Annotated in this window: 19 protein-coding genes; 12 read left to right on the forward strand and 7 right to left on the reverse strand. The window is 53.1% G+C overall.

The window, feature by feature from the left end; all coding sequences use genetic code 11:
- Positions 1 to 367 precede the first annotated feature (367 nt).
- Positions 368 to 526, forward strand: coding sequence for a hypothetical protein (locus G556_RS11470; RefSeq protein WP_024110608.1), 159 nt, complete (start codon positions 368 to 370; stop codon positions 524 to 526).
- Between the two features lie 358 nt (positions 527 to 884).
- Here G556_RS11470 and G556_RS10550 read toward each other — a convergent pair whose 3' ends face one another.
- Together G556_RS10550 and G556_RS10555 are read right to left on the reverse strand one after the other, a co-directional pair.
- Positions 885 to 1,616, reverse strand: a complete 732-nt coding sequence (locus G556_RS10550) for a trimeric intracellular cation channel family protein (protein WP_081675544.1) — start codon at positions 1,614 to 1,616, stop codon at positions 885 to 887.
- 44 nt (positions 1,617 to 1,660) lie between these two features.
- Complete coding sequence (locus G556_RS10555) at positions 1,661 to 2,314, reverse strand: HAD family hydrolase (RefSeq protein WP_081675545.1); 654 nt, start codon at positions 2,312 to 2,314, stop codon at positions 1,661 to 1,663.
- Between the two features lie 182 nt (positions 2,315 to 2,496).
- On the opposite strand from G556_RS10555, the gene G556_RS0106930 reads away from it, so the two are divergent.
- The 10 genes from G556_RS0106930 (at position 2,497) to thrC (ending at position 13,370) form a co-directional block, all read left to right on the forward strand.
- Entirely contained in the window at positions 2,497 to 3,960 is a 1,464-nt protein-coding gene (locus tag G556_RS0106930; protein WP_028822246.1) for an anthranilate synthase component I family protein, read from the forward strand.
- Positions 3,960 to 4,538 carry an anthranilate synthase component II gene (locus G556_RS0106935; RefSeq protein ID WP_028822247.1) on the forward strand — a complete coding sequence of 193 codons (579 nt, stop codon included), beginning with the start codon at positions 3,960 to 3,962 and terminating at the stop codon, positions 4,536 to 4,538. Before G556_RS0106930 ends, G556_RS0106935 begins: the two co-directional genes overlap by 1 nt.
- Positions 4,539 to 4,550: 12 nt before the next feature.
- The gene (locus G556_RS0106940) at positions 4,551 to 5,237 is read left to right on the forward strand and encodes a siderophore-interacting protein (protein WP_028822248.1); all 687 of its coding nucleotides are present in this window, start codon (positions 4,551 to 4,553) and stop codon (positions 5,235 to 5,237) included.
- A gap of 146 nt (positions 5,238 to 5,383) precedes the next feature.
- On the forward strand, positions 5,384 to 6,775 hold the full coding sequence (gene tig / locus G556_RS10560) for a trigger factor (protein ID WP_024110706.1): 1,392 nt from the start codon (positions 5,384 to 5,386) through the stop codon (positions 6,773 to 6,775).
- Positions 6,776 to 6,796: 21 nt separating this feature from the next.
- Positions 6,797 to 7,894, forward strand: coding sequence for an AI-2E family transporter (locus G556_RS10565; protein ID WP_016456351.1), 1,098 nt, complete (start codon positions 6,797 to 6,799; stop codon positions 7,892 to 7,894).
- A 23-nt stretch (positions 7,895 to 7,917) separates the two neighbouring features.
- On the forward strand, positions 7,918 to 9,141 hold the full coding sequence (locus G556_RS0106955; RefSeq protein WP_028822249.1) for an AI-2E family transporter: 1,224 nt from the start codon (positions 7,918 to 7,920) through the stop codon (positions 9,139 to 9,141).
- A gap of 74 nt (positions 9,142 to 9,215) precedes the next feature.
- Positions 9,216 to 9,809, forward strand: a complete 594-nt coding sequence (locus G556_RS0106960) for a ClpP family protease (protein ID WP_155938487.1) — start codon at positions 9,216 to 9,218, stop codon at positions 9,807 to 9,809.
- Positions 9,810 to 9,886: 77 nt separating this feature from the next.
- Positions 9,887 to 10,492, forward strand: coding sequence for an ATP-dependent Clp protease proteolytic subunit (locus G556_RS0106965; RefSeq protein WP_028822250.1), 606 nt, complete (start codon positions 9,887 to 9,889; stop codon positions 10,490 to 10,492).
- A gap of 132 nt (positions 10,493 to 10,624) precedes the next feature.
- Positions 10,625 to 11,899 (forward strand): ATP-dependent Clp protease ATP-binding subunit ClpX, encoded by a 1,275-nt coding sequence (gene clpX / locus G556_RS0106970; RefSeq protein WP_028822251.1) that lies wholly within the window; start codon positions 10,625 to 10,627, stop codon positions 11,897 to 11,899.
- Between the two features lie 46 nt (positions 11,900 to 11,945).
- A complete protein-coding gene (gene thrC, locus G556_RS0106975; protein ID WP_028822252.1) occupies positions 11,946 to 13,370 on the forward strand; it encodes a threonine synthase in 1,425 nt (474 codons plus the stop codon).
- Positions 13,371 to 13,423: 53 nt separating this feature from the next.
- On the opposite strand, the gene G556_RS0106980 is transcribed toward thrC, so the two are convergent.
- From G556_RS0106980 to G556_RS0107000, 5 genes are all read right to left on the reverse strand, one after another.
- Complete coding sequence (locus G556_RS0106980; protein WP_016456345.1) at positions 13,424 to 14,101, reverse strand: DUF981 family protein; 678 nt, start codon at positions 14,099 to 14,101, stop codon at positions 13,424 to 13,426.
- A 6-nt stretch (positions 14,102 to 14,107) separates the two neighbouring features.
- Positions 14,108 to 14,383, reverse strand: coding sequence for a hypothetical protein (locus G556_RS0106985; RefSeq protein ID WP_028822253.1), 276 nt, complete (start codon positions 14,381 to 14,383; stop codon positions 14,108 to 14,110).
- 155 nt (positions 14,384 to 14,538) lie between these two features.
- Positions 14,539 to 17,088 (reverse strand): valine--tRNA ligase, encoded by a 2,550-nt coding sequence (valS, locus tag G556_RS0106990; protein WP_028822254.1) that lies wholly within the window; start codon positions 17,086 to 17,088, stop codon positions 14,539 to 14,541.
- 44 nt (positions 17,089 to 17,132) lie between these two features.
- Positions 17,133 to 17,957, reverse strand: a complete 825-nt coding sequence (locus G556_RS0106995) for a DsbA family protein (protein ID WP_028822255.1) — start codon at positions 17,955 to 17,957, stop codon at positions 17,133 to 17,135.
- Positions 17,958 to 17,992: 35 nt separating this feature from the next.
- A complete protein-coding gene (locus G556_RS0107000; RefSeq protein ID WP_233418205.1) occupies positions 17,993 to 18,499 on the reverse strand; it encodes a DoxX family protein in 507 nt (168 codons plus the stop codon).
- Positions 18,500 to 18,582: 83 nt separating this feature from the next.
- On the opposite strand from G556_RS0107000, the gene G556_RS0107005 reads away from it, so the two are divergent.
- A complete protein-coding gene (locus tag G556_RS0107005) occupies positions 18,583 to 19,977 on the forward strand; it encodes a bifunctional folylpolyglutamate synthase/dihydrofolate synthase (protein WP_028822257.1) in 1,395 nt (464 codons plus the stop codon).
- The last annotated feature ends 3 nt before the right edge of the window (positions 19,978 to 19,980 follow it).

Consider the following 19,980-nt stretch of genomic DNA (forward strand, 5'->3'; position numbering starts at 1 on the left):
AGGTTTTACGTGGTTTGACTAGGCATTTTAATCTAGCGTTTCGTGTGTCTGCGTGATGTTTGGCGTTTTTACCGGGTAAAAGAATTCCCCGCGTAAAACGAGGGTGCGCGGCAAAATTTCTTTACCCGTTTTTACCGCAAAAAAGTGTTATTGGAGACGTCTGGTGGGGACGTGGTTTGCTCATCTAGTAATAGATTCCACGTCTATGATCAGGTGCTACTTGATGGAATCTATCTCGCCTACAGATGGTGCTTAATCACCGCTACCAATTGGGAAAAGATTATCGCTTGGCAATGGTGCCAGCGGGAAAACTCTGCCGCCTACCAAGCATTAATGAATCGGCTACCGGCCCCAGGGGGGGGGCAGATTGAGCATCGCAAAAGCGTTGGAAATCTGCTGGTCAAAAAAGCCGCTTCCAGCCGCCAACGCCCCGATCGGCCCGACAGGCTACGACACAGCCATCGACCATGACACCGCCTATCAAGACGGTTCGCTACACATTCGCAAAGTCTGGGCCAGACGATAAAACAAGCCGCGACACGCCCGGCAGGGCACCACATTTGGCCACTTACCCGCTCTTTGAGTGGGCCAATGCAAGTATTCGCCTAATTTTAAAAAGGCGGAAATGTAGGCTAATAAACCGCAAAAGGGTTTGTAGGTTTAATTGAAAAAAATGGCGGGTTATTAACCTAAAAGATGCTAGGAAAAATCACCTAGCGGCACATGCACATGCGCTTGTAAGCACCCAGGGCTGTGTCGGTGAATACGAATGTCGCGATGTTCCTAGCCGTGTCGAATTTGATAGGTCAGGTTAGCTCAAATAAACAAAATCAGCGCGGTTGCGGGGTAATGCGGTTAAGACAGTAGATATTGCTCTTTTTCGTCTAACAGTCGTCTGGTTTGGATTGTTTACGTTTAGGAAGTTTGCCAAGAACATAGCCCTCTGGCGGGACAATTCGTTCCCTAAACTTCCAAAATCTTGACCGTCTAGTGCGGGGGGGGGTAGGGGCGTCCTGATATTTGAAATGAGGAAGCGAGAGACGAAAATAAATAGCTAATAATCTCAGACCGACAACGGTGATGATTGTGGCCAGCGCGGTTATCTCGTCGCTAAAATTTTGCGTTTCAAAAATGTAGTAAACGCCAACGCCCATTGGGAGAATGGAGGCATAAATCTCTTTTCTGAAAACGAGTGGAATTCTAGTGCAAAATAAGTCTCGTAGAACTCCGCCCATGATTCCGGTAATTGTTGCGCCCACTAAAGCGATTATGGCGCCGTGGCCCATTTCAAGCGCGACGCGAATACCGAAAACGGTAAAAACTCCCAATCCGACAGCATCAAGAACCAAGAAAAGCACTCGGAAATGTTTCATGATTCCAGAGATTGAAACTGTGATAATTGCTGCGGCGGAAACTATCAATAGATATTCGGGGTGTCTAACCCAAGTTAGTGGGTAGTGGCCAAGTAGAACGTCCCTAACCGAACCTCCGCCTAGGGCGGTAATAATCGCAATCATTATGACGCCGAAAAGATCCATTTTTTGACGACCCGCTGCAAGCGCGCCAGTCATACCCTCCGACGTGATTCCGATTATGAATAGAACGGTCAGGAACATTCCAACTCTTTCTAGGGCAGCTTTCTTGGTTCATCAGATGGTCGTTAAAGCTCCTTTGCCAATTCAGCTAAGCTGACCTTTCGCAAGTCCACAAAGTTCGCTCCGGACGCCTTCGCGGCGGCGACTCCTGTTGGAGAATCCTCAAAAATCAACGAGTTTAGGATGTCAACGCCAAGTTTCTTGGCACCAAGAAGATACGGCTCGGGACTTGGTTTGCCCTTTGCATGGTCTTCTGCGCTTACCGTCTGCTCGAAGGGGAAATAGCCCAGTTCTCGGACCATAACTTTTTCGAGAGCCTCCACCATCGAAGCCGGGGAAGCGGTTACAAGTGCCTGTTTGGTGCCTGATTCGTGCACAGCCTTTAGAACTTCGCCGGCCCCAGGCATCAGTTGCGCGTCGGTCCTGAAATGGCGTTCAACGTGTTCTACAACGGAAGTGAATAGTTCTTGCCAGCCTGGATCCTTTCCGCCACCTCGTGCAACAGCGGCAGAGAGCGCCTTGCCGTGATCTTGTTTGTTGGCTCCAGTTATGCGCTTGACGTCGTCGTCTTGCCAAATCCCGCCGTTCTCTTCCACAACCTGCCTAGAGGCGCGAGTCCACTCTGGCTCGGAATCGATGACGGTGCCGTCCATGTCCCAGAGGATTGCTTCAGGTGCTTGTGTTAATCCGCAAACGCTAAACATCTTCTCAATTCTCATGGCTCCATCATGTCAGATGCTGTCGAATGTGGGTCTAAAGTACCTTGAGGAAATTACCTGTTAAAGTAACCTGCATGCACGTGGATACTGCTACTTGCCAGCCCCGCACTTGCGGCTGGTTTCGATGGTGCGCTTAATAATTTTCTTTTTGCCTCAAGATTAAATTTATTTTTAGGATTATTATGCAGTTTTTTCCCGACCTCGATGAGTTACGAGAAATAGATTCAGAATATAAAGCCGCGCCCATTGCAACAGAAATACTTTCCGATTTTCTTACGCCCGTTATGGCCCTGAAAATCTTGAAAAATGTGTCCGAGCACGTCTACATGCTCGAATCGGCTAGCCAAGACAAGACGTATGGCAGATACACCTTCTTGGGCTTCGATCCGACGCTCGAGATCACGTGCCTGGACGGTCAGACAAAATTTAACGGCGAGGACGTCGAATACGGCAACCCCTCGGACGCGATTCGCGAGGTGCTGAATTGCTACCGCAGCCCAAAGATTGAAGGCATGCCCAGTTTCGCGGGCGGACTGGTTGGTTACTTCGCCTATGACTACGTCAAATATGCAGAACCCACGCTAAATCTCGACGCCCCGAACGTGCACGGTTTCAATGACGTAGACCTGATGCTCTTCGACAGGGTAATCTGCTTCGATAATTTCCGGCAAAAAATCATTTTGATCAAAGTTGTCTCTCTGGAGAATCTGGATAGCGACTACGAAAACGCGAAGAAAGAATTGGCCGATCTGGCGGCATTGCTGCGCAACGGTAAATTCGTCGAAGAAACTTCTGGCGTGCTTAAGAGCGAGATTCGTCCAATGCTAGAAAAGGACGAGTTCATCGAGATGGTGAATAAGGCCAAGCATTACATTCATGAGGGCGATATTTTTCAGATAGTCCTTTCGAACTGTCTGGAAGCCGATTTCTGCGGCAGCATGATTGATACTTACCGGCTTCTGAGGACGATCAATCCTTCGCCTTATATGTTCTACTTCAGTGGCCATGACATTGAGGTCGCCGGTGCTTCTCCTGAGACGCTCGTAAAACTAGAAGACGGTCGCCTATATACATTCCCGTTGGCAGGGACCCGTCCAAGGGGCAAGAGCATCGAAGAGGACGAGAGGCTTGAACAGGAGCTTTTAACCGACCATAAAGAGCTAGCCGAACACAACATGCTCGTTGACCTGGGCAGAAACGACATCGGGAAGATTGCAAAATTTGGCAGCGTAAATGTCGAACGCTACCTAGACGTGGTTCGCTTTTCCCACGTCATGCACATCGGCTCCACCGTTAGGGGAGAGATCCGAGATGACATGGACGCGCTGGATGCCGTCGAGTCCATCCTGCCCGCAGGAACATTGAGCGGTGCCCCTAAGGTTCGTGCTTGTGAATTGATCAACGAGTTAGAGGGCAATAAGAGAGGCATCTACGGTGGAGCGATCGGTTACCTGGATTTCTCTGGGAATCTGGACACCTGCATCGGCATTCGTATCGCTTACAAGATTGGCGACAAAGTCTTCGCCAGAAGCGGGGCTGGAATCGTTCAAGACTCCAAGGCTGCCAATGAATACCAGGAAACCATTAATAAGGCAGCTGCGGTTCTTCAGGCGCTGAAATATGCTGCTGACATGGAGGAGAACTGATGATTCTCATAATCAACAATTACGACTCCTTCACCTACAACCTGCTCCAGCTGGTTGGTTGCTATCGTTCCGACGTGAAAGCGGTTCGCAATGATGCTCTGACCACTGATCAGCTCGATGAGCTGTCTCCTGACGCGATAATCATTTCGCCTGGGCCGGGCTTCCCGAAGGACGCCGGCGTCTCCATGGACGTTGTTTCAAAGTTGGGCGATAAATATCCGATTCTTGGCGTCTGCCTAGGCCACCAGTCGATTTGTGAGGCATTCGGGGCGAAGGTTACGTATGCGGGCGAGGTAGTCCACGGAATCGCACGCTTAGCGAACTTCGATACCTCCAACCCTTTGTTTAAGGGTTGTGAACCGCAAGAGATGGTTGCCCGATACCACTCCCTGGCTGTCGACCCTGCCACGCTCGGCGAAGAACTCCAAGTAACCGCCAGCTGTGTAGAGGACAATGAGGTGATGGCTGTGGCTCACAAGCAACTGCCAATCTTCGGCGTCCAGTTCCATCCGGAATCAATCCTTACTCCTTGCGGCGCAAAGATCATCAAAAACTTCCTGGATTTGTGCGAGGCCTAAACGGGAGGATGAATGCAGGAGCAAAACTTTCTTTGTGACGTAGTTTCAGTCGGCTGGCTTGCCGAAAACATGCGTAGCATCACTTTCTACGCTCCTGAATTGTTGGAAACCGGAATCAGGAACAGCGATCCGATAAGTTGCTGGTTTCCGGACCGAAACGATGGCTTCGATGAGTTCATGCGCAGCTATACGGTGACACAAATCGACCGTCAGAAGCAGACCTTCGTGCTCCATTTCTTGCTCCACGAAAACCCTGGGCCAGCGGCGACGTGGGCGAAGAATGTCGAGGTTGGGGACGACCTCTTCGTCTCGTACTACGGTTCGGAGGGTTTTAGGCTCCCAGAAAATAAGCCCGTCGGTGTGCTCTTCATCGTCGATGCCGCAGGAGTCCCATTCGTGAACGCCGCGGCGGACCAACTCGATCAGATAGAAGCGAAAGCATTCTTACTCCAGCACTCCGAGAAGGACTTGTATTTGCCGGTGGACGAAAGACTCGCAACCAAGTGGGTTCTGCCCGCAGAATTGATGACTAATCTGTCGGCTAATCATTGGGATGGCTGGTATGCGGAAATCGTCTGCGAAGCCTCCGCGGCGCAGGATGCCCGCAGGTGGCTCCAAAACAAAGCAGGGCTAACGAAGTCAGATCTTCATCTGCATGCTTACTGGACTATGGCGGGAGCAATGGGATCGAAGCGTTAAGCCGCTCTTGGCATAATCATTTGCCGCCAATCGAACAGGGTAGATAAGATCAAACGGTTACCATAGGTAGCGCGCAAGATGCGTTTGCCGATTGACGTGCCCAGAAATACTGGGCAACAGATAAATAGACATTTTCAGGAGACCAAGTGCCCAGCACCTTCGAGCAAATCAACCCGACCCGGGCGAAGCTGACCGTCGAGATTCCGTTCGCTGATCTGGAACCATCCATCAAGCAGGCCTACAAAAACATTGCCAATCAGGTAAATATTCCGGGCTTCCGCAAGGGCAAGGTTCCTGCACGCCTCATCGATCAGCGGTTCGGCCGCGGCGTAGTTCTTGAGGAGGCCATAAACAAGTACCTACCGGAGTCTTACGCCGAAGCCGTGCGCGAGAACGACGTTCACCCGCTTGGCCAACCTGAGATTGACATTAAGGAACTCGACGATGGTAACAAGGTCGTCTACACCGCAGAGCTGGACGTCCGCCCTGACTTCGATCTTCCTGATTTCTCCAAGATCAAGGTAGAGGTCCCGGCGGTTAAGGTTGACGACGACCTAGTAAACGAGCGTGTAGATATGCTACGCACTCAGTTCGCCAAACTCGAAGAGGTAGACCGCAAGCTCGCCAAGGGCGATGTCGCCGTGTTCGACCTCACCGCCACCAAGGATGGCAAGGCGCTGCCCGAAGGCGAGGCTAAGGACGTCCAGTACCGTCTGGGCGACGGTGGCATGCTCGATGGTCTCGACGAGGCTCTCGAAGGCATGAAGGCTGGCGACGAGAAGACCTTCGAGTCCACCCTGGTCGGCGGCGAACTGCGCGGCGTTGAAGCAGACATCACCGTAACCATTAACAAGGTTATGAACCAGGAGCTCCCCGAGCTGAACGATGACTTCGCTCAGATGGTCAGCCAGTTCGACACCGTGGACGAGATGCTTGACGATCTTCGCGAAGGCCTGACCCGAGTAGCTCGTCTGCAGCAGGCTAACGACGCCCGCGAGGAGGTTCTGCAGAAGCTCGTCGAGGCCGCTAAGTTTGATCTTCCCGAGAAGTTGCTGGCAGACGAGAAGGAAGCGCGCAAGGCAAATATTGAGCAGCAGCTCAGCAACGCCGGACTGACTCTCGACCAGTACCTGAAGAACAACGACGAAGAGCCCGAAACCGCAGACGAGTTCTGGGAAGAGATCGGCAAGCGAAGCGAAGAGGGCCTGCGCGCACAGATCATCCTCGATAAATTCGCCGAGGGTGAAGAAATCTCCGTAAGCCAGGAAGAACTGACTTCGCTGATCGTCCAGAAGGCCCAGCAGGCTGGCTCCACTCCTGAGCAGGAGATGAGCCACATGCTCGAGCACAACCACATGGGCGAGTGGATGAACGAGGTTCGCCGTGGCAAGGCTCTCGGCACCATCGTCACGGCTGCCCAGATCTCCGACGACGCCGGTGAAAAGTTAGACCTCGCGAAGCTGAACAACGACGGCACCATCGCCGAGGACTCAGAAGACTCCGAGGAAAAGTCCGAGAAAAAAGAAGACAAGAAATAAAACTAGATAGGTATAAGAAGCGTGGTTAACGAAAATTCAGAAATCGTTAGTCAGGCTGATAACAAGCAATCCGGCGCGCAAGGCTTACCGCGACTGGCAACAGTCCTGGTAGGCCTTGCCGCCGCTTTGCTTGTATTGGTCCTGATGTCTCGATACGCATCGATCATTGGTCCGATCCTGCTTGCCCTGAACTTGATGGTGACCGCGTATCCAATCCATAGCTGGTTGACTCGTCGCGGTGTTCCCTCGTGGATGGCGGCGTGCGCCACCATGTTCACCGTCTACGCAGTCTTACTAGCAATGGTTGCGGGCCTAATTTGGTCGGTTGCCGAGATGATCAACGTCTTGCCTAACTACGCCGATCAGTGGAATAGCCTTTACAACCAACTCCTGAATTGGGCGGGACAGCTTGGCTTCGATTCTTCCCAGTTGGCGAGCCTGCTGCGGATGGTGGATCCAAACAGTGTGATCGGCGCTGCCAGTTCCGTGTTTAGCGGAGCGAGCGGCTTCGTCGGCATGTTTGTCGTCATCGTGATGGCGGTGTTTTTCATGGCGATGGACAGCCCCGGCTTGCATGGTCGTTTTAAGAAGATCCGAAAGGTTCGCCCGAACGCTGCCTTCGCCCTTAATCAGTTCGCAACAGGAGTTCGTCGCTACTGGTTGGTAACTACCATTTTCGGTCTGATCGTCGCCGTGTTGGACGGTATCGCCCTTCAGATCATGGATGTTCCGCTAGTGATGGTTTGGGTGTTGTTTAGCTTCTTGACTAACTACATTCCTAACATTGGTTTCGTAATCGGCGTTATTCCGCCTGCTCTAGTCGCGTTGTTCGCGAATAGCTGGCAGACTTCCGTCGCTGTGATCATTGCCTACTGCGTGCTGAACTTCGTGGTTCAGTCTCTGATCCAGCCCAGGTTTACGGGCGAGTCAGTTGGGGTCACTACGACGGTTTCGTTCCTGTCCTTGCTGCTTTGGAGCGCGGTGCTCGGTGGACTCGGTTCGCTTCTTGCGCTGCCAATGACCCTATTGGTGAAGGCGCTGCTGATCGACATTGATCCCAAGTCACGCTGGGTTGGGTACATAATTAGTAGTAAACCTGACTCCGATTCTTCTGAGTAGTCGGCCTGTTAGAAAGGTAAGACATGGCCACCGCCAAACGAGCTAGCGGAACCGGCTCGACACGTGTCGAGCTCCAGACTATGAAGGACTCTCCGTCCGCCACTGGTCTGGAACTGCTACAGGAACAGAGAAGCAAGGATACTTTCACCAGCGCAGATCCCGCAGCGGTCCCGCAGGGTCCTTACTGGGGAGCTCCGCCGAATATGCCGCGCTTGGTGCTGATCATGCTGGCATGCCTCGGTTTAGCCGGACTAATTTGGCTGTTGAAAACCCTCGATTGGCTGTTAGCGCCGACTTTCTTGGCGTTGAACTTAGTCATCGTTGTCTACCCGGTTCAGACCCATCTTATGCGTCGCGGTTGGCCAAAGTGGCTGGCCACCTTGCTCGCTGCACTAGCCCTGGTAGGCATTTTCGGGGTTCTCGTTTTCGCGATGTTTTGGGCTATCTCCAGCATCGTCAACGAGGCCCCTCAAATTGTTAATTCTGCGATGCCTCTTTATCACGAAGCCTTCGATCAGCTGGCCAAGCTCGGGATGGACTCGGATACGTTGAATAATTTTTGGGCGGAGTTCAACCCTGCGAGTCTGTTAGGCGCACTCCCGCAAGTGTTTTCTAGCGTTTCCGGGGTAATTTCCGTAATAGCGGTTGTGTTCTCGATGATTATCATGATGGTTCTTGACGTTGGCGGCTGGGAACAGCGGATGATGGCTGCCGGCCGCAGCCACTCTAGGGTTGTCGCAGCCATGCGCATGTTCAGCCGTGGGATCCGCAAGTATTGGTTGGTCTCCACCTGTTTCGGTATCGTGATGGCTGGCCTAAACTACGCAGAATTGCTGATCGTCGGTGCCCCGTTGCCATACGTTTGGATGCTGCTGACATTCATCACCACATACATCCCAAGCGTTGGTTTCTTCTTTGCCATGGTGCCGCCCGTCGCGGTTACCTTCGCGATGAACGGCTGGCAGGACGGTTTGTTGCTGCTGGGAATGTACCTAATCACCACATGGGTTGTTCAAGGAGTGTTTCAGCCGATGATGACGGGGGACGCCGTAGGAATAAACGCGACTGTTTCGTTGCTGTCTCTATTGTTTTGGGCATGGGTATTTGGCCCGCTCGGTGCACTAATCGCCTTGCCTTGCACGCTGCTGGCCAAGTCGCTGTTGGTGGACGCTGACCCGAAGGCTAGATGGGTTAACTCGCTTCTTTCGAATGGGGTAAGGGCGAAAGCTGCTGCAGCTCAGTCTTAGCCCAATAGACCGAAATATTTTTTCTACAAGATAGGTTTGAGAACGTGAATGAAAATTTGTCTCGTACCCTAAGCATGGCCGCTGCGGGCGGCGGTAACATGACTGACAACGTCTACCAGTCGCTGCTCGCTAACCGCATTGTGTTTTTGGGCAGTGAAGTCAAGGACGAAAATGCCAACGCGATCACGGCTCAGATGCTTTTGCTGAATGCCGAAGATCCGGATAAGGACATCTACTTCTACATCAACTCGCCCGGTGGCTCTGTGTACGCGGGCATGGCTATCTACGACACGATGCAGTGGATCAGCAACGATGTAGTGACTGTAGCGATGGGCATGGCTGCTTCCATGGGGCAGTTTCTGCTGTGTGCTGGCACTAAGGGTAAGCGCTACGCGCTTCCTCATGCTCGCATCTTGATGCACCAGCCTTCCGGTGGTCTCGGCGGTACTGCTTCTGACATTAAGATTCAGGCCGAGCAGTCCCTGCACATTAAGAAGGAGATGGCTGAGCTGATTTCCTTCCATACTGGCCAGAGTGTCGAGCAGATTACTGCTGATTCCGATCGCGACCGATGGTTCACCGCGCAGCAGGCAAAGGAATACGGCTTCATCGACGACGTAATTAACAAGGCCGCTCAGATCAGCGGCACGGACGCGCCTAACCAGTAGGAGGATCTATGAATTACGAAACGATTCCAGGCACCAACCTGCCGGCGGCTGCTGCTCGTAAAGACTACTTGCCGAGGATGGACTACATCATCCCTCAATGGGAAGAGCGTACTAGCTACGGTGTGCGTCGGGTGGACCCGTACACGAAGCTTTTCGAGGAACGAATCATCTTCTTGGGCACTCCCATCACCGATGAGATTTCTAACGCGGTAATGGCTCAGTTGCTCTGCCTGCAGTCGATGGATGCCGATCGACAGATCTCCATTTACATCAACTCGCCTGGCGGTTCGTTCACTGCTCTGACTGCCATATATGACACCATGAACTACATCAAGCCTGACGTGCAAACGGTTTGCCTGGGGCAGGCTGCCTCTGCTGCCGCCGTTTTGCTAGCTGCTGGAACTAAGGGAAAGCGTTTGGCTCTACCAAACTCTCGAATCCTGATCCACCAGCCTGCGATCAGCGGAGAGGGCACTTACGGCCAGTCCAGTGATCTCGAGATCACCGCGAATGAGATCCTTAGGATCCGCTCGTTGATGGAGAAAATGCTCTCCGAAAAGACTGGCCAGCCGGTGGAGAAGATTAGCGCAGACGTCGAGCGTGATAAGTATTTGACAGCCGCTGAGGCAATCGAATATGGCATCATCGACGATGTATTGACGTCGCTTTCTGACAAAAAATAAGTAAGTATAAAAAATTAAAGGCGCCGGTTAGGCGCCTTTAATTTTGTCCACCTCCGGGTGGCCTGCAGTTTTTTGTCAGTGGCTAGATATATGGTGTTAAACGCATAGAAAATACACCGAAGGAGTTTTATCGTGGCGCGCATAGGCGAAAGCAGCGAGCTTTTTAAGTGCTCGTTTTGCGGTAAGAGCCAAAAGCAAGTTAAGAAGCTGATTGCTGGCCCTGGTGTATACATTTGCGACGAATGTATCGATCTATGCAACGGCATCATCGAGGAAGAATTCGCAGAGACCCCTTCGGAGAAGGCCCTCGACGAACTCCCGAAGCCTAATGAGATATCAGCATTCCTAGACGAGTACGTGATCGGCCAAGAGAGTGCGAAGAAGGCCCTTTCTGTTGCGGTCTACAACCACTACAAACGTCTCCAGGCGCAGAAGAACAGGCACGAAGACGGTGAGAAAGTCGAACTAGCAAAGTCCAATATTCTCCTTATCGGGCCTACTGGATGTGGCAAGACCTATCTTGCTCAGACGCTAGCGAGAATGTTAAATGTGCCATTCGCGATGGCGGATGCCACCGCCTTGACTGAGGCAGGATATGTCGGCGAAGACGTAGAGAACATTCTGCTGAAGCTCATTCAGGCGGCGGATGGGGACATTGCGCTTGCTCAGACCGGCATCATTTATATTGACGAGATCGACAAGGTGGCACGCAAGGCGGAAAACCCGTCCATCACCCGCGATGTCTCTGGCGAAGGCGTCCAGCAGGCGCTATTGAAAATCATCGAGGGCACTGTGGCGTCTGTTCCTCCGCAAGGTGGTAGAAAGCACCCGCATCAGGAATTCATCGAGATCGACACCACAAATATCTTGTTCATCGTGGGCGGCGCATTCGCTGGGCTGGACGAAATCATCGGGAAGCGTCTTGGTGCTCAGCCTTTGGGCTTCTCGAACAACCCCGAAACGGTCAAGGTAATCGACGAGCTAGATCCATTCGTCGATGTAACGCCGGAAGACCTACACGTCTATGGTCTGATTCCCGAATTCATTGGTCGTCTTCCGGTAATCACGACTGTTCCGAAACTGGACGAGGCTGCTCTCGAAAGGATCCTGCTCGAGCCCAAGAACGCCGTCGTTAAACAGTTTAAGAAGCTGTTTGAAATCGACGGGGTTGAACTTCAATTCACGGACGACGCTATCTCTCAGATAGCAAAGAACGCCCTGGAGCGTGGGATAGGAGCTAGAGGCCTGCGTTCGATACTCGAGAATCTTCTCCTAGAGACGATGTATGAGGTGCCTAGCACCGAAAACGTTGGGCAGGTAATAGTAGACGCCGATGCAGTTGCCGGCAGGTCAAAACCAATCTTCGTCGATCGTTCTCAGTTGGATCAACAAGAACTTTCTGCCTAGTGAACCGATGGTGGGCTTATCTCTTCGCTTCAACTAGACTGGCTGTGTGAGATACCGTTCCACCCGTGCTTCGAAAGATACTCCTGCAGCGAGTTTCTGCGACATTTTGTTAGATGGCCTAGCTAGCGATGGTGGCCTTTACCTTCCCGAAAGCTATCCGCAGGTAGATGAATCGACGATTGCTCGCTGGAGGCAGATCCTTGCCGACGAGGGATACGCGGCACTTGCTTTTGAAGTGCTGAGTCTGTTCATCGACGATATTCCCGAGAATGATCTCAGGCAGATCTGCCAGAGGGCTTACTCTTATCCGAAGTTCAGCGATCCCTCGATCGTGCGCGCCGAGCGAGTCGGCGAGGGGCGAATCTGGATCGGTCACATCTCATACGGCCCAACCGCTGCTTTCAAAGACATGGCTATGCAGCTTCTCGGAGAACTTTTTGAATACGAACTGAATCGCAGGGACTCCAGGATCACGATTCTCGGGGCGACCAGTGGAGATACGGGCAGCTCGGCAGAATACGCTCTTCGCGGGCGTGACCGCATCAAAGTTTTCATGCTTACTCCGGCCGGCAGGATGACTCCTTTCCAGCAGGCGCAGATGTTCGGTCTAGACGACCCGAACATCGTCAACATAGCGGTGGACGGCGTCTTTGACGACTGCCAGGATCTGGTTAAGGCAGTTAACTCCGACGCGCAGTTCAAAGCGGAGCACCACATTGGCGCGGTTAACTCGATTAACTGGGCGAGACTAGCCGCTCAAATTGTTTACTATGTTGCCCTTTATCTGCAGGTTAGCGAGCCGGGAGAAAAAGTAAGTTTCGCTGTTCCTACCGGCAACTTCGGAGATATCTGCGCTGGGCACATCGCTCGACAGATGGGCATTCCTATCGCCAACCTTATTCTGGCGACAAACGAGAACGACGTTCTAGACGAGTTTTTCCACACGGGGGAGTACCGCGTGCGATCCGCAGCAGAAACCCTTGCCACCAGCAGTCCCTCCATGGACATTTCTAAAGCGTCTAACTTCGAGCGCTTCGTCTTCGACCTGCTAGATGGAGATTCGGAGCGCGTGGCGGATCTTTTCGGCAACCAGATTCCGCTGCACGGGCGTTTCGAGCTACCTGAGTATCGAGACGCAATAACGCGTTTCGGCTTCCTTTCTGGAGCCTCGACCCACGAGCTTCGTCTGATTACGATCCACGGCTTGTGGAAGTCGTTGGGCATGATGATCGACCCGCACACAGCCGATGGCGTTCACGTAGCAACTGATCTACTGGACGAGGTGGAGGGCAAGATCGTTTCCCTTGAGACCGCTTTGCCGGTTAAGTTCCTAGACACAATCCTCGAGGCCACTGGAGAATTCCCGGAGGTTCCTGAAAGGTTCGAAGGCATCGAGGACGGGCCACGTATCGTCCTCGATCTGCCCAATGACGTAGATCGGCTGAAGCAGGTAATCGAGGCGAAAAGCTAGAAGTAAGCATAAAATTGGTGTGCCCGATTGGGCACACCAATTTTATGCTTAACCTAAGCGGCCGGTGGGAAGAAACCTACGTGGCTGTAGAACACAGTCAGCGAAAGGAAGAACCACATGATGCCGCAGCCCCAACCAATGAACGAAGCGATCCGAGCAACAATCTTGTTGTCTGGAGCGAACGGGGCGAGGATGGCGGTTACACCGCTGAAGCCGTAAAGGAACATGACCATTAGCGGCTCGAGGATAGACCCTGCCATCAATCGGGCAATAGGCTCTTCGAGCGGCGGACGCCACATGCCGAAGTGCATGCCAGCGATAGCGAACATGATCAGTCCGAAGCCACCTAGAGCAGCTACGTAGAGAATTGGGCGGAGCGTTCCTACCAGGTCTATCGGCTCGTTTCTCTTATCTGCGCGGTGCTGAGCGTAAATGATGCCGATACCGCCGATGACGGTGAGGATGCCGTACAGAGCGGCTGGCTCACCGAAGGTGATGTTGTCGACCGCACAGCAAAATGCGCCTTCAATTTGGTCAAGTGGCCAGGTGAGCATCATGTAAATGCCGCTAATACCCAGGAAGCTGCCAAGCGCGATGAACGCTAAGCCCCAACCGGACAAGGACCTCGTGCTCTGCTTTGAAGAAATCCTGGCAAAAACGACCGCCATGATCATGATCGATCCGGCGACGAGGGCCATGGTGGTGTTGTAAGTAATTCCTTGCATCAACATTTTCGGTTACCTCCCCTCAGCCAGCAGCATCTGACGAATGCTCATGAGAGCTACCATTAGGGCTCCGGTCATGGTCCAGACCATAGCGCCGAGATCCTTACCGAGTTCATTCTCGGGGGAGTTCCCGACGGTTCCGCCAACCGTGTACCAGAGAATTAGGCCGACGATTACTCCAACGATGAGCACGGCCCACACAATTTTGACGATCAGTGAGCTCCATTTGTTCACGGTGTCGTCGCTAATGTCAACGGAAAGCCCGCTGAAACTATCTGTTGTATTCATGTATTCAGCTTTACCAGTGGTAGTGAGAAAATGCAGCCCTATCTTGAATTTTTCTAAATAAAGTTATGCTTAAAAGCTCTTAACTAGGTGTTTTGGGCAGACTAATGCCGGGCGAAAAGAATATGGTTCGTTCTCGCCCGGCATTTATGTGCTATCTATTTTTCCTGCTGCTCCAATTCGACGGAGACGCTTATCTCAGTTCCCGCTTCGATGTATTCAACATCGCCGGTAATGTGTCCCACATTGAGTAGATCGTCTTCCGCAAGCTTCAGAAGCTCCAATTCGTCCTTGGGGCCGCTGATCTTTGCAAGCGTGACTGGCGTCTTCTGGGACACCTTAGCGTTGGACTTAGCGCCTCGGATACCAATTAGCGCAGCCGACACTGCAGAAAGCAGATCCGGGTTACCTTCAGCAGGCAACTCGTCGGTGGTCGGCCACTTTGCTAGGTGAACCGATCCCTCCTGCCACCAGCTCCAGGTCTCCTCGGTAACGAATGGCATGAAAGGCGCAAACAGCCTAATCATTACGTTAAGAGCCAACTGCAGCGCGGCGTGGGCAGACTCGGCCGCCTTCTCACCCAACGTGCCGTGAGAACGTTCCTTAACGGTCTCTAGGTAGTCATCGCAGAATTCCCAGAAGAATTTTTCGGTTGCCTCCAGTGCGTCGGTGTACTCATACTTATCGAATGAATCCGTCGCCTTCTTAATCACCTGAGCGAGAGTCGCAAGCATCGCAAGATCGATCGGGTTCTTGATCTTGCTTGTCTCGGCGGGCTCAGCGTCCATCAGCGCAAACTTAACTGCATTTAGTAACTTGACTGCCAGCCTGCGGCCAACCTTCATCTGGCCCTCGTCGAACGGAGAGTCCATTCCTGGCCTTGCCATCGCGGCACGCCAACGAACTGCGTCGGACCCAAAGCGGTCCAGGATGTCCGTGGGAACAACCACGTTCCCCTTAGACTTCGACATCTTCTTGCGGTCGGGATCCATAACGAAGCCAGACAGCGTCGTGGTGTGCCAGGGGAGCTTGCCCTCTTCGAGGTGGCTGCGAAGCACCCTAGTAAAGAGCCAAGTGCGGATGATATCGTGCGCCTGCGGGGCAATATCCATCGGGTAAGTCAGGTTCCACAGTTCTTCGTCCTTACCCCAACCGCAGACGATCTGAGGAGTAAGAGAGCTGGTAGCCCAGGTGTCCATGACGTCTGGGTCACCGACGAACCCGTTAGGCTTGCCGCGCTGTTCCTCTGTGTAGCCCTCCGGGCACTGCGACTGTGGGTCGACTGGAAGCTGATCTTCACTTGGGGTAATGATCTCGTCCGTCAGCGGGTCACCATTTTCGTCCAGTCGATACCAGACAGGGAACGGGATGCCGAAGAAGCGCTGACGGCTGATCAGCCAGTCCCCGCTGAGCCCGTTTACCCAATCCTCGTAACGGTGGCGCATGAAGTCGGGAACCCAATTGAGCTCCTTGCCGCGCTCGAGCATCTTTTCGCGTAGCTCTTCGTTGCGGCCGCCATTGGTGAAATACCACTGCCTAGTCGAAACGATCTCGAGCGGCTTGTCGCCACGCTCGTAGAAGTTAGCCTTGCGCTGAGTCGGTTCCGGTTCACCGACTATCTCGCCGGATGCCTGTAACATCTCGACGATCGCCTTGCGTGCGCTGAAGGTAGTTTTGCCAGCCAGCTGCTCATATGGCTCCTTATTAACCAGCCATTCCGGGGTTTCAAGGTCGAGGCGTCCGTTTCGCTGAATGATGACTCGCGTTGGGAGCTGGAGCTCGCGCCACCATGTGACGTCTGTCAGGTCACCGAAAGTACAGCACATGGCAATACCTGAACCCTTATCTGGTTCAGCATCGCGGTGGGCATAAACCGGCACCTCAACGTCGAAGAGTGGCGTCTTCACGGTGGTGCCAAAAAGATCCTGGTAGCGCTCGTCGTCAGGGTGCGCGATCAAAGCGCAGCAAGCGGGTAGCAACTCGGGACGGGTCGTGTCGATTTCGACGACTCCGCCGTCTTGCTTCTTGAAGTTGAGCTTGTGGTAGGCGCCGGGGTAATCGCGAGCCTCAAGCTCGGCCTGGGCTACCGCGGTTTGGAATGTGACGTCCCACATAGTCGGTGCTTCGGACAAATAAGCCTCGCCACGTTCCAGATTGTGCAGGAATGCGCGCTGAGCAACTTCCTGGGTTTCTGGGGAGATCGTGGAGTAGAGGTGGCTCCAGTCAACCGAAAGACCGACGCGACGCCAAAGATCTTCGAAAACTTTCTCGTCTACAGAGGTCAACTTTAGGCAGAGTTCGACGAAGTTTCGTCGAGAGATCGGCAGCTGACGCTTCTTATCCGGCTTCTCGGGCGGGGTGAAATCGGGATCGTAGGGCAGGGATGGATCGCAGCGGACGCCGTAGAAGTTCTGTACCCTGCGCTCGGTTGGCAGACCGTTATCGTCCCAACCCAGCGGGTAGAAGACGTGCTTGCCACGCATCCTCTGGTAGCGAGCAACCGTATCGGTGTGGGTGTAGCTGAAAACGTGTCCCACGTGCAGCGATCCAGAGACCGTTGGCGGGGGAGTATCAATGGAAAAAACTTCTTCTCGAGAGGCGGGGCGCTCGAACTTGTAAGTTTCATCTTCTGCCCAGCGCTTATTCCATTTTTCCTCAAGCCCATCCAGGGAGGGCTTTTCTGGCATATTCCAAGAATGCGACGTCATTCAACTAATCCTATCGGCGTTGTCACTTACTCAATTTAAACGGTTTATTTATTGGCCTCGCGGTTTATGGCAGCCAGCAGGCTCTCAGTGCTAGCGAAGTCTTTAGTCGGGTCAAACTCTGCGAGTTTGCCATCAATCACGTAAGACGGAGTTGCCTTCAAAATGCTCGGGATGTTCTCCTGCATCTTCATTGCGAAGTCTTGCGTGGCCTTATTGTCGTAGCAGTTCTGGAATTCGGTTAGTTTGTCGCCAGTCATTCCAGCCGCGGTGGGGATGATTTCGCGGAGTTGCTCCGGTGTCCAGCCGTCGCCTTCGTGTTCGGGCTGCTGGTTGTAAAGCTCAAGCGCATAGCTGGGGAAGGAGTCCAGATTCGCAGCACAAGACATACCGATAACGCCCTGTAGCGAATACTCTGTTCCGAGCATGCGGTCTAGGCCGTGCAACATCTGGTACTCCAGACGGATATCGCCGTTTTTGCCCAGTTCTTGCCACTTAGAAGAAAACATCTTTTCGTGCACCGCGCATCCGGGGCACTGGGGGTCCATGAAGACCGTCACCCGTGGCTTGTCCGACTTCCATGCGTCCTTCGCAAATGCGATGGTGTGGCCATTGTCGGATACGTTTTTTGGGGTGATCTGGGAGCTAGTCACGCCCTCGCCTCGGGCCTGCTCCTTTTTGCTGTCGTTCCAGTTGTTGAACAAAATCACGCCGAGAGTGACTAGGACGGCTAGAGCTAGGACGATCACCGCGACGACAACGACTTTCTGCCGCTTGGCTTTTTCTGCCTCCGCTGCCTGTTGGGCTCGCAGCAACTCTCGTCTGCTAACGCCGGTTGCCTTCTGCTGGTGGTTCTTCATGTTCTTGCTCATCGGAGTCCTAAAAATCGAAAACTTCTGTTATCAGATTAGTCGGCTATGGCGTCGGTATGCGAATAATCAGTTTTTGAGCCGAAAAGCCATCCGTCGAGGCTGAGCGCGGAGCTTGGTCGGACGATCAGCCAGATGCCTGCGATCAGGAAGAAAACATCACGCAAAATGTCCTCGAGGTACTTGGTTTTTTCGCCTTCCTCGAGCAAGCCACCTGGCGTAAAACAGCCGCAATCTATCGATAGGCCTTTGGCCCATGCCCAAGATATGCCCACGATGAAAACTGCCATTGCGGCCGCGCCAAAAATTGCGCTAAATCGAGTAAAAAGGCCGACAACGAGTAGCACGCCAACGAGTATCTCTAACGGAGGCTGAACATATCCAATCACCAGCGTTGCCCAATCCGGCAGTGGCAGCTCGTAAAGGCGAACTTGCTCAACATTCGCAGCGAGCCTGCCGACCTTTGTGAGGCCAGCCCAGATCAAAGCTATTCCAAGCACCATTCTCGCAATGAGACCTAGCCAGTCTTTCCAGCTCCTATTCATGTGGGAAAGCATACGGTATCGGTCTGGGATAGTCGGGTTTGAGGCCCTTAGATATTTCCACCGGATGACGTAATCTTTTTGGTGTGACGAACGATCAAGACATTAAGCACGAGGAACTTTCTCAAGAGCTTATTAATAGGTGGCCCGAGTCTCACCCCCAGCCGTCCTTGGACAGGATCAAGGCGCTATGCAATCTGCTCGCTGATCCTCAAGAGGCCTGCCCGGTGATTCAGATCACTGGCACCAATGGCAAGGGCTCGACCGCGATCATGATAGACGCGCTCATCCGTGCCATGGGCCTAAGGACCGGTCGTTTTTCAAGCCCTCATTTGGTTGACGTTAGAGAGCGCATTTGTGTCGACGGGGAACCGATCAGTAAGGAACGGTTCGACGAACTTTATGAAGAGATAGAGCCATTCGTTCAGATGGTGGACGAGCAGAAGATTGGCGGGGTTAAGATGACCTTCTTTGAGGTCATCACTGCCATGGCGTATGCGGCTTTCGCGGATGCCCCAGTAGACGTTGCCATTATGGAAGTCGGCATGGGCGGAAAGTGGGATGCGACGAGCGTCGCTGACGCCAAAGTCGGAGTTGTCGGGCCAATAGCGCTAGACCACATGCATCTGCTTGGTGACACAGTTGCTGAGATAGCTGAAGAGAAATCTGGCGTGGTAAAGCACGGAGGGGTTGGCGTTTTCGCGGGCCAACAGCCAGAGGCCGCTTCGGTTTTGACTAAGCGTTGTGTAGAAGTCGGAGCCTCGATGAAACGGGAGGGGATCGATTTCGGTCTTTTAGATAGGCAACCCGGAGTTGGTGGTCAATTAATCAGGATTGATACCTCCGGTGAACCTGTCTCCGACATCTTTCTGCCTCTGTTCGGTGCGCACATGGCCCATAACGCTGCACTGGCAGTGGCCGCAGTCGAGGCTTTCCAGGGTGGAAAACCGCTTAATCCCGAAATCATCAACGAGGGGCTCGGCAACGTGAAAGCACCGGCAAGACTAGAACTGGTGCACTCAGAACCGACGGTCATCCTAGATACCGCGCACAACCCGCATGGGGTTAAGGCGACGCTTGCGGGATTGCGTGAGGTTTTCCCCGACAACCCCGTTATCTGCGTCTGCGCGATGATGGCAGATAAGCAGACCGGCAAAGTTCTCGAGACGCTTTCTGACGAAGTCGATTATCTGATCGCCACCACGATTCCGGATAACCCGCGCGCTGATTCTGCCGCAGACTTCGCAGATCAGGCACAGGGAGCATTCGGCGCGGGGCGAGTCAGAATGTCTGAGCGCCCAGAAGAAGCTCTAGCTATCGCGATGGGTATGGCTGATACCCGGGCTGACGATGCTGTGGTCTTGGTCCTTGGGTCTGTCTATCTTGCCGGTCTTATTCGGCCGCGCCTAATAGATGAGAACAACACCGAAAAAGCTAGTTGGCAGGTTGACGTAATTTCTTCTAAAGAAGAATTAAAGTGACGC

This window comes from Propionimicrobium lymphophilum DSM 4903 (assembly GCF_000423485.1).
Taxonomy (GTDB): Bacteria; Actinomycetota; Actinomycetes; order Propionibacteriales; family Propionibacteriaceae; genus Propionimicrobium; species Propionimicrobium lymphophilum.

Coding starts and splice junctions, on each gene's coding strand:
- G556_RS0106935 (WP_028822247.1), top strand. CDS start 3,960: ATGATTCTCATAATCAACAATTACGACTCCTTCACCTACAACCTGCTC.
- G556_RS0106940 (WP_028822248.1), top strand. CDS start 4,551: ATGCAGGAGCAAAACTTTCTTTGTGACGTAGTTTCAGTCGGCTGGCTT.
- valS (WP_028822254.1), bottom strand. CDS start 17,088: ATGACGTCGCATTCTTGGAATATGCCAGAAAAGCCCTCCCTGGATGGG.
- G556_RS0106930 (WP_028822246.1), top strand. CDS start 2,497: ATGCAGTTTTTTCCCGACCTCGATGAGTTACGAGAAATAGATTCAGAA.
- G556_RS0106980 (WP_016456345.1), bottom strand. CDS start 14,101: ATGTTGATGCAAGGAATTACTTACAACACCACCATGGCCCTCGTCGCC.
- G556_RS0107000 (WP_233418205.1), bottom strand. CDS start 18,499: ATGAATAGGAGCTGGAAAGACTGGCTAGGTCTCATTGCGAGAATGGTG.
- G556_RS0106965 (WP_028822250.1), top strand. CDS start 9,887: ATGGACTACATCATCCCTCAATGGGAAGAGCGTACTAGCTACGGTGTG.
- G556_RS0106995 (WP_028822255.1), bottom strand. CDS start 17,957: ATGAGCAAGAACATGAAGAACCACCAGCAGAAGGCAACCGGCGTTAGC.
- G556_RS0106955 (WP_028822249.1), top strand. CDS start 7,918: ATGGCCACCGCCAAACGAGCTAGCGGAACCGGCTCGACACGTGTCGAG.
- G556_RS10550 (WP_081675544.1), bottom strand. CDS start 1,616: ATGTTCCTGACCGTTCTATTCATAATCGGAATCACGTCGGAGGGTATG.
- G556_RS0106960 (WP_155938487.1), top strand. CDS start 9,216: ATGGCCGCTGCGGGCGGCGGTAACATGACTGACAACGTCTACCAGTCG.
- G556_RS10555 (WP_081675545.1), bottom strand. CDS start 2,314: ATGAGAATTGAGAAGATGTTTAGCGTTTGCGGATTAACACAAGCACCT.
- G556_RS0106985 (WP_028822253.1), bottom strand. CDS start 14,383: ATGAATACAACAGATAGTTTCAGCGGGCTTTCCGTTGACATTAGCGAC.